This window comes from Caldanaerobius fijiensis DSM 17918, from assembly GCF_900129075.1.
In the GTDB taxonomy this organism is placed as follows: Bacteria; Bacillota; Thermoanaerobacteria; order Thermoanaerobacterales; family Caldanaerobiaceae; genus Caldanaerobius; species Caldanaerobius fijiensis.
In genome coordinates, this window is record NZ_FQVH01000055.1 from 1 (window position 1) to 8,556 (window position 8,556).

Annotated in this window: 8 protein-coding genes and 1 pseudogene; 2 read left to right on the forward strand and 7 right to left on the reverse strand. The window is 36.0% G+C overall.

Translation table 11 applies throughout. The annotated features are described in order from the left end of the window. Positions 1–451: pseudogene (locus tag BUB87_RS13285) on the reverse strand (phosphate acyltransferase PlsX); the annotation flags it as partial. Positions 452–475: 24 nt separating this feature from the next. After that, a complete protein-coding gene (locus BUB87_RS13290; protein ID WP_073346452.1) occupies positions 476–1,057 on the reverse strand; it encodes a TetR/AcrR family transcriptional regulator in 582 nt (193 codons plus the stop codon). Between the two features lie 293 nt (positions 1,058–1,350). Between BUB87_RS13290 and pflA the strand changes: the two genes are divergently transcribed. Continuing rightward, complete coding sequence (gene pflA, locus BUB87_RS13295; protein ID WP_073346455.1) at positions 1,351–2,088, forward strand: pyruvate formate-lyase-activating protein; 738 nt, start codon at positions 1,351–1,353, stop codon at positions 2,086–2,088. Between the two features lie 60 nt (positions 2,089–2,148). On the opposite strand, the gene BUB87_RS13300 is transcribed toward pflA, so the two are convergent. The 5 genes from BUB87_RS13300 to thpR all read right to left on the reverse strand — a co-directional run bounded on the left by BUB87_RS13300 (position 2,149) and on the right by thpR (position 8,006). Further along, complete coding sequence (locus tag BUB87_RS13300) at positions 2,149–4,344, reverse strand: hypothetical protein (protein WP_073346457.1); 2,196 nt, start codon at positions 4,342–4,344, stop codon at positions 2,149–2,151. A 5-nt stretch (positions 4,345–4,349) separates the two neighbouring features. Then, positions 4,350–6,437, reverse strand: a complete 2,088-nt coding sequence (locus BUB87_RS13305) for an efflux RND transporter permease subunit (protein ID WP_200792847.1) — start codon at positions 6,435–6,437, stop codon at positions 4,350–4,352. A 100-nt stretch (positions 6,438–6,537) separates the two neighbouring features. Further along, positions 6,538–7,110, reverse strand: a complete 573-nt coding sequence (locus tag BUB87_RS13310; protein WP_073346462.1) for a TetR/AcrR family transcriptional regulator — start codon at positions 7,108–7,110, stop codon at positions 6,538–6,540. A 17-nt stretch (positions 7,111–7,127) separates the two neighbouring features. Next, positions 7,128–7,448: a hypothetical protein gene (locus BUB87_RS13315; RefSeq protein WP_073346465.1), complete on the reverse strand. Its 321-nt coding sequence runs from the start codon at positions 7,446–7,448 to the stop codon at positions 7,128–7,130. Between the two features lie 12 nt (positions 7,449–7,460). Beyond that, complete coding sequence (gene thpR / locus BUB87_RS13320; protein ID WP_073346470.1) at positions 7,461–8,006, reverse strand: RNA 2',3'-cyclic phosphodiesterase; 546 nt, start codon at positions 8,004–8,006, stop codon at positions 7,461–7,463. A gap of 213 nt (positions 8,007–8,219) precedes the next feature. Between thpR and tnpA the strand changes: the two genes are divergently transcribed. Further along, a partial coding sequence (gene tnpA / locus BUB87_RS13325) for an IS200/IS605 family transposase (RefSeq protein ID WP_159432427.1) occupies positions 8,220–8,556 on the forward strand: 337 nt, incomplete at its 3' end.

Consider the following 8,556-nt stretch of genomic DNA (forward strand, 5'->3'; position numbering starts at 1 on the left):
TTTCTTCATCGCAATCGGTATTTGAACCGGCATCTATTATCAGCATATTACCCGTTCTGGTAGGTATAATAGGGGCCAAAGCAGGTCTTTTTATGCCCTTTATCCTGCCAACGACCATAAGGGCGCCGGCCATAAGTGCACCTGTATTACCCGCAGAGACGAAAGCATCACATTCCTTATCTCTCAACATCTCAAGGCCAATATACATCGATGATTCACGCTTTGATCTAATGGCCGCTACAGGGCTATCTTCTCCTTTTATCACATCAGGTGCATGAACCACTTCTATGTTAGACAGCTTGGCGTTTTCACGCTGGAGAATAGAGTTTATCTCATCGCTTTTCCCTATCAACACGATTTGCTCGTTCATCTCATTTGCTGCCAACACTGCACCTTTTACTATCTCGTAAGGTGCATTATCCCCACCCATGGCATCTACCGCAATTTTCAATGGTCTCACCTCTCTATTGGCTCATCAGACAATTTCAGTAAACACAACCTGTACAGCATTTAGTGCATCCGATATTTCTTCCTTATCAGGATCTAAAATCGCCTGTATTGCAGTACCAAGCATAGCCCCCAGTATCATCCGCGCTATTGACCTTGAGGAATAATCTTTCAAATTATTCTTCAAATTACCTTTAATTAAAATTTTTTCTTCTATTATATTTGACAATTCGTCAAATAAATTTTTCAATAAATGATTAAAAGAAGACGACCACATGGCCAATCCTGTAAGATCGTATAATAATCTAAACAACCCCGGATTATTCTTCAACATTTCTTTAAAAAAATTAGCAAGAGATGCCATTTTGTCGCGAGCCGTTTCTCCTATATTTAAAGCCTTATTTATTTCACTCAAATACTTATTCATCATCATCTTTATTACCTCTGTAAAAAGCCCTTCTTTATTGCCAAAATAATAATTTAATTGACTCAGCACAACACCAGCTTCTTCGGCAATGTCTCTTAATGAAACATTGGCATATCCTTTAGACGAAATACATTTGCAAGCAGCGTTTAATATCTTTTGAGATTGATTTACCCTTTCTTCCATATGAACACTCCCTCAAAGATTAATTCGGACATCCGTCCTAATAATATTATACTATTAAATTTCCAAAATGTGAATCCTCTCCCTCCTATAAGGTGAAGCTTTCCTATTTCATAGCTCATAGTTTTGTTTGCTTTATTTTTATTTCCTTTCCATCACAAAAAGATTTTTGATATTTTATGTCATTTCTTTGCAAATTTATTTTATAATTTTGTATACAGTATATTGACTACAAAAGACAAATGTGATATGCTTAATATACAATAAAAACAAGCCTTTGAAGGGGGTTATGATAAATGAAAGGTTATATACATTCTATAGAAACATGTGGTGCAGTAGACGGCCCGGGCATCAGGTATGTGGTATTTACCCAGGGTTGTCCGCTAAGGTGCAGATACTGTCATAACCCCGACACGTGGAAAATATCAGATGGAAAAGAAATAACCGTCGATGAAATAATCGCGGATGCCGTTAAATATAAGCCATATATGAAGTTCTCCGGTGGAGGCCTTACCCTTACAGGCGGCGAACCTACACTTCAAATAGATTTTGCAACAGAACTATTTAAAAGATGCAGAAAAGAGGGTATTCATACCGCACTGGACACATCGGGATATGTAGATATCGAAAAAGCTGATAAGCTTTTAAGATATACAGATCTGGTATTGCTGGACATAAAGCATATCGACAGGGATAAGCACATGGATATAACAGGGGTTCCCAATGACAAAACGTTGAGGTTCGCACAGCATCTATCTGATATGAAAATACCCACGTGGATCAGGTATGTGCTTGTACCAGGCCTTACCGATGATGAGAAAGATATTGAAAACCTGGCCCAGTTTGTAAGCGGTCTTTCTAGCGTCGAAAGGGTGGAAATACTGCCATATCACATAATGGGTGTGAATAAATGGGAAAAATTGGGCTACGATTATACATTGAAGAATGTAAATCCCCCCTCGGAAGCAGATGTTGCAAAAGCGACGGCTATTTTTAAAAAGCACTTAAAGGAATATCAAAAAGTGGTAGCATAGCTACCACTTTTTCTTTTTTTACAAAGCTTTTATTGCACCTACTATACCGTGTTGCCATCTCTAAATACTTTTATGCAAAAGCCCCAAAAGCCATTGTATAAAGCCTTTCTTTTCTGACTTCATTGTAGTGGTTGACTTAGCTTTAATATTTTTTTCTTGGCTTTTTGCCTTTATCTCATCTGTCTTCAAAACAAACTTTACTTCGCCATTCATGCCATCTGAAATACCTGTAAATGTTTTGTAATTATTGGATAAATTTCTTATAACCTCAAGGATTTCTTTTACGTCATCAATTTTGTCAAAGGTTTCACTTGACTTTGTATAAAGTTCTTTGATTCCTTCTTTGTGAAATTTAGCATAATTTGAGCTTAAAGTACTGAGCCCGTCTCGCACCTGGATTGCACCGGAATACAATTTATCAGAAGCATCATTCACCGCATTCATATTATCATTAAACTCTTTAAACCCAATTGCAAATTCATCGGCTCCATTTTTTAGCTGAGATATCCCACCTGTAAACTGAGATATACCTTTACCAAAAGTATTCATTCCATCATTAAACTTTTTAATGCCATCAAAGAGCATCTCGTTGCCCTGTAAAAGCTGTGAAGAAGCACTATCAAGCTTCTGCTTGCCTTTTTCTACCTCATCTGAGGCATTTTCTAGCATTTTTTGATTCTGAACTATAAGGTCTGCTGAAGATGATATTTTGCTCTCAGCATCATTTAACTGATTTAAAGCGACTAAGAGCTGCTCCTGCCCTTCTTCAATCTTGTTCATGTTGTCTAAAATCTGGGTTAATCCCGATATCAAGTTGTTCTTAGAATCGATAAGCCCCTTTATTGCCTCTTTCTGGTGGTTAACTCCTGCCAAAATGCTCTCAGCAGCATCCTTTACTAAAGGTACTGAGGTTAATTTTTCAAGAGCAGAAGTTATAGCATCAAACCCACTATACACAAGGCTTAAAACCTCAAGCTCCTTTTTATTACCCTCTAAGACATTATTTAATGCCTGCTGTAACTCCTTTGTGCCATCATTTAAGTTCTTTTGTTCAGCCTGAATAGAAGCTACACCTTGAGCTACATTCTTAACTGCATCAAGAAGTTCTTTATTCTTATCGAACAAAAGCTTATAACCATCAATTGCTTTTATTGCTCCATCAGAAAATTGTTGAGTGCCATAAATATAATCGTTAACGCCATTATAAGACTCTGACAGCCCACCATAAAGCTTCTGTGAATTTTTCAAAAGCTCATCTGCACCATTTTTTAGCTGAGCTGAAGAATTATAAAGTTTGTCCACACCTTCTTTTAGCATCTCAGCACCAGTATAAAGCCTACTAGAACCATCTGCAAGCTTCTTTATTCCTTCATTAAATTTTTCAAAGTTCAAGCAAAATTCCCTTTGCCCCTCCGATAAATTTATCGTACCGTCTAATATCTTCTGGCTGGAAGTATACAAAGTGTTAAGCGAATTTTTTAGCTCATCAAATGAGTTTATGTTTTTAACATCTCCAAAATTAATAAGCTTATTGGTGGCAAGAATGTATATTGAAGATAGTTCAAAGTCCTTGCAATCAGCAGAAATTTCTATATACTTTGGTATTTTCACCACTCTTTCGATATCTTTTTCTATCCCAAGACTTTCTAACAATCCTGGAAATAAAAGTGACACAACTGCCTGGGTGTTGCCATCTGTAACAATCTCACCGCTGTTTACTTTTACGTTTGTAAATTTATCCTGTGGAAGATTTACCACAAATGCAAAGGTAAACGGAACGTAAACATCCTTTGGCTGTCCGTTGATACTTACCTCTTTCTTCTGTTTATTTTCAACCTCTATTCTAATCTTTACTTTTCCGGATTTACCTGCCAAATCCTGTGGATTTATCTTATTGCCATCAAGAAAATACTTTATTGATACATCAAAAGGCAAAGCTTTGGAAGTAGTGCCTTGATAGAACAAATCATTGCCATTTAGTTTCCATGTAAGATACTCGCCTTGTTTTTGTGGAGCTTCATCGCCTTTTAAGTTTATTATATTTTCAAGCTCTGACTTATCTTTTACTATAACATCCGGTTTATCCGAGTGTATCCAGTCTGTCACTATCTGACTTTTTGCAGTACCATCTGGTGTAAGCGTAACATATACAGTCTCTTTTTTAGTCGAATTTACATCTGCAAAGGCCACATTGGTTAAAACGAAGACGAATATGAGGGTAATTGACAACAACTTTAGCATCCTACTGTTTTTCATCTCATTCACACCCCTTCAAATTTTTTCTTTCCCCAACCAAATGTGGTTCTGGCAATCAAGCCCTCGAGCAAAAGCAGCATTGATGGAAGAATGAAAAGAATTATAAACATACTGATTACAGCTCCTCGAGAAAGCATCTCGCAGAGACTTCTTATCATATCTATCTTGGCTATGATTGCAACAGCCAGAGTTGAAAATGCAAAGGCCAAAGCACTTGTCACAACCGAACGCGACGATGTGGTAACCGCTATTTTTATAGCTTCAACCTTATCATGCCCTCTTTGAATTTCCTCCCTGAACCTTGTGGTCATCAAAATAGCATAGTTAATCGCTGATCCCAGCTGTATGGTGCCCAATACTATTGAAGCAATAAATGGCACTATTGTTTTTGTGTAGTAAGGTATAGACAGGTTTATAAATATTGCAAGCTCTATCGCGCTGACCAATACTACAGGAATTGAGAATGACCTAAATGTGATGAGTATTATCGCAAATATTGCCAAGATAGATATAAAGTCAACCCGCTTTAAATCTGTATCTGCCATCTCAACCAGATCTTTTGTCAATACCCCTTCACCTGTCACATATGAATTCTTAGAATAACTTTTTACAATCCTTATAATATTTTCTATCTGGGAATTTTCTTCATCTGTTGCTGCCTTATAGATAGAATTTACCATAATGAGCTTATAGCCATTTTTTTCAAAGTTTTCTTTTAAGCTTTGTGGAATGAAACTATCAGGCACAACAGGCCCTAAGATGTCATCAAAGGCTAAAACCTTTTTAACACCCTTTACCCCTTTTATCTCATCGCACATATTCTTTATCTTATATTTTGGCAGCGAACTATCAACCAAAATCATATGAGTGGTTGTCATGTTGTATTCCTTTTTGAGCAGGTCGGTTGCTTGCACAGACTTCATGCTTTTTGGAAGTGAATCTATCAGATTATAATACACATTTATGTGATTTCTCCCATAAACGGCTGGAATGAAGGCAAGTAAGAAGACTATAAATAAAACTACATAATATTTTGAAACAAATTCAGCGGTTTTCTTGAATGTTGGCAATATGTTTTTAAGTTTATACCTATGGATTGCATTATCAAAAGTTAATATAAATGCAGGTAAGATCGTTATTGTAGCCAATACTCCTAAGAATACCCCCTTTGCCATAACAAGCCCAATATCTTGCCCGATCTTCAACCGCATGGCACAAAGAGCCAGAAAACCAGCAATTGCCGTTGCAGCACTGGATAATATGGCCACCAATGTCTTGGATATAGCTTCTGCCATTGCCTCTTCTTTCGACTCAAACCTCTTTCTTTCTTCATCATACCTGTGCATTAAAAATATAGAAAAATCCATTGTAACGCCAAGCTGTAACACTGCCGCCAAAGCTTTTGTGATATATGAAATCTGACCTAAAAACTTATTCGTTCCAAGGTTATAGATTATTGCCATACCGATGCTTGCTAAAAACAAAATGGGAATTATTGGCGATTCCATGGTAAGAACCAGAAGAATAACAATAAAAAGCACAGCAACCGCAACGTAAATTGGGGTTTCTTTATCAGACAGATCCTTTGTATCTTTTATAATAGCTGACATGCCGCTTAAAAAGGCCTGTTTTGTTATAATCTTTCTAATCTGTGCAATGGCATTCTGTGTCTGTAGCGAGGATGCTGAATTGCTAAACTGTATAAGCAGAAGAGTCGAATCTCTGCTATAAAAAGTTGAACGCAAAACCTCAGGTAGCATTTCCTTTGGAATCGTAGGGTCTGAAATATCATCAATCCATATAACCTTTTCAACCCCATTGACCTGAGAAATCTTTTGTTTCATACTTTGAATATCAGCTATATTCATATTACCCTTTACAATTAGCATTGAAAGGGCAGCCTGCTTAAAATCTTTATCAAGTATGTCCTGTCCTTTTACTGAATCTAAATCCCTGGGTAGGTATGTGAGAATATCATAGTTTATCTTTGTTGTCGCAAAGCCATAAATAGATGGGATCAAAAGAAGGATTGCAATTGCTAAAACCAATTTTCGGTGTTTTGAGATAAAAATTCCAAACCCATGCATCTTCATCATCTCCAACTAAAGATTTGGGCATTATTGAACTGACCGGTCAGTACAAATCTATTATAATATCACTATTTAAAGCTGTCAATAAAAAAATCCACCATGGTTACTTGCCATAATGGATTCCATTAAAAGTATATTTGATTATATTATCAGCAATATATTCGGGGTCAAATTTTTCACCATTTCTGAATTGAAAGATTAGAATTGAGCTTATTATGCCAAAAAAAGCTGATGAAATGATCTTTTTATCACATTCTACTATAAGCTTTTCTCTTATCCCTTCATCAATTATATCTTCGATTATCCTCAAATATTCGTACAGATTCTCTCTAAAGTAGTTCTGCCTGTCTTCTTTTCCCCACAATTGACTCAAAAGTATTATCACAAAATCCCTGTATTTAAACAAAAAATTTGATTGGATCACTATAACTTCCCTGAGTTTTTCTATCGCATTGCCAAATGCTGATATCTTTTCGAGAATTTCATTCTTTAATAATGACAACCCCTCGGTGATGAGAAAGTCCAGAATGTCATCCTTGCTCTTAAAATGATAATATAATGTACCTTTTGCGACAGCTGCCTTCTCTGCTATCTCATCCATTGTGGCTTTATAAAAGCCTTTTTTTGAAAAAACCTCTATAGCCGCATTAAATATCTTTTCTTTAGTTTTATTCATCTGTATACCCCTTCATTTCATTTCTTTTTTCGCCACAATTCAGTAACTCCCCTTATTGTCAAAAGTACAGATATGATGCCCGGTATGAGATAAGAAAACAAGTTGATCAAAATGCTGCCACCGCTTCTTAATGTATCTACAATCGAAATAATAATTCCTACTAACGTTGGTACTGCTATTATCAAAAGCAATATCGGAAACTTCCTAAGGTTTTTCACCGGCAGTGGAATCTTTCCATTACCTACATAATAGCCGGGATTAAATGCGTTATTCTGCCATTCTTCAAGTTCGTCTAACTGTTTCTGAAGCTCATCCTTATCCCTATCATCATTATCCATATTTCTCCCACCCTACAATCTAATATCAAATAACGGCGTATATACCCTTTTATTGCCGTCAATCCTGCTATCCATAAGGGAAATCCGATCAATTAAAAATTCGCCTGACGTAAATTTATAACCTTTTATCACTTTTATTATTTCGCTGTTTTTCTCTACCTCTCTGGCTATCGTTACATGACTCCTGAAAGGTCTTTTATCTTCAGAATACCCTATCCCGGATAGCTCACGATTGATCACGTTGTACAGCGCATTTAACCCCCTTTTCTTATCAGAAACGCCTGCCCACAAAACCCTTATATTTTTATCACCTGGGAAATAACCGACTTTATTCAGTCTAATATAAAAAGGCTTGATATCTGTAAACTTATCCTTTAGAGCGTCATATATTCTCTGAATATCAGCATACTCAATTTCGCCTAAAAATTTTAATGTGATGTGGAAATTGTCCTCAGGGGTATATCGGGCTTTAACATTATTCCCTTTTAAATATTTCTGCATATTGGTAAGGTCATCAATAGCTTCCTGGTTTAAATGAACAGCTATAAACGTCCTCAAAACTAAACACCTCAACATTATTTCTTCTATCTATCCCTTCAGTTTCCCACCTCTATTATATCATATTTTCAGGAGAAACCGGCGGGAATCCTCTCTAATTTATTAGACAGATGAAAGCCGGTTATTATATTAAAAATATAAATTATACTATATGTATAAAGAAAATATACAAATAGAATTGATATTTAATAAAAAATGCTATATACTATATGTATGAAGAAAAATAATCTTATTCATGCAAGAACTTGCGTATATAACGTCAATTACCACATAGTTTGGTCAACAAAATATAGAAAGGAGGTCCTGGACGATAATTTACAAGAAGAATTAAAAAACTTATTCCTTGAAATTGCCGGAGAAAAAGGCTTCACTATAGCAACTATGGAAATAATGCCAGATCATGTTCACATATTTGCATCAGCACATCCACAAATAGCACCATCGTATATTGTCAAAATGCTTAAAGGAATAAGTGCAAGAAAATTGTTTATAAGGCATCCTGAATTACAAAAACAGTTATGGAAAGGACACCTTTGGAACTCATCATTTT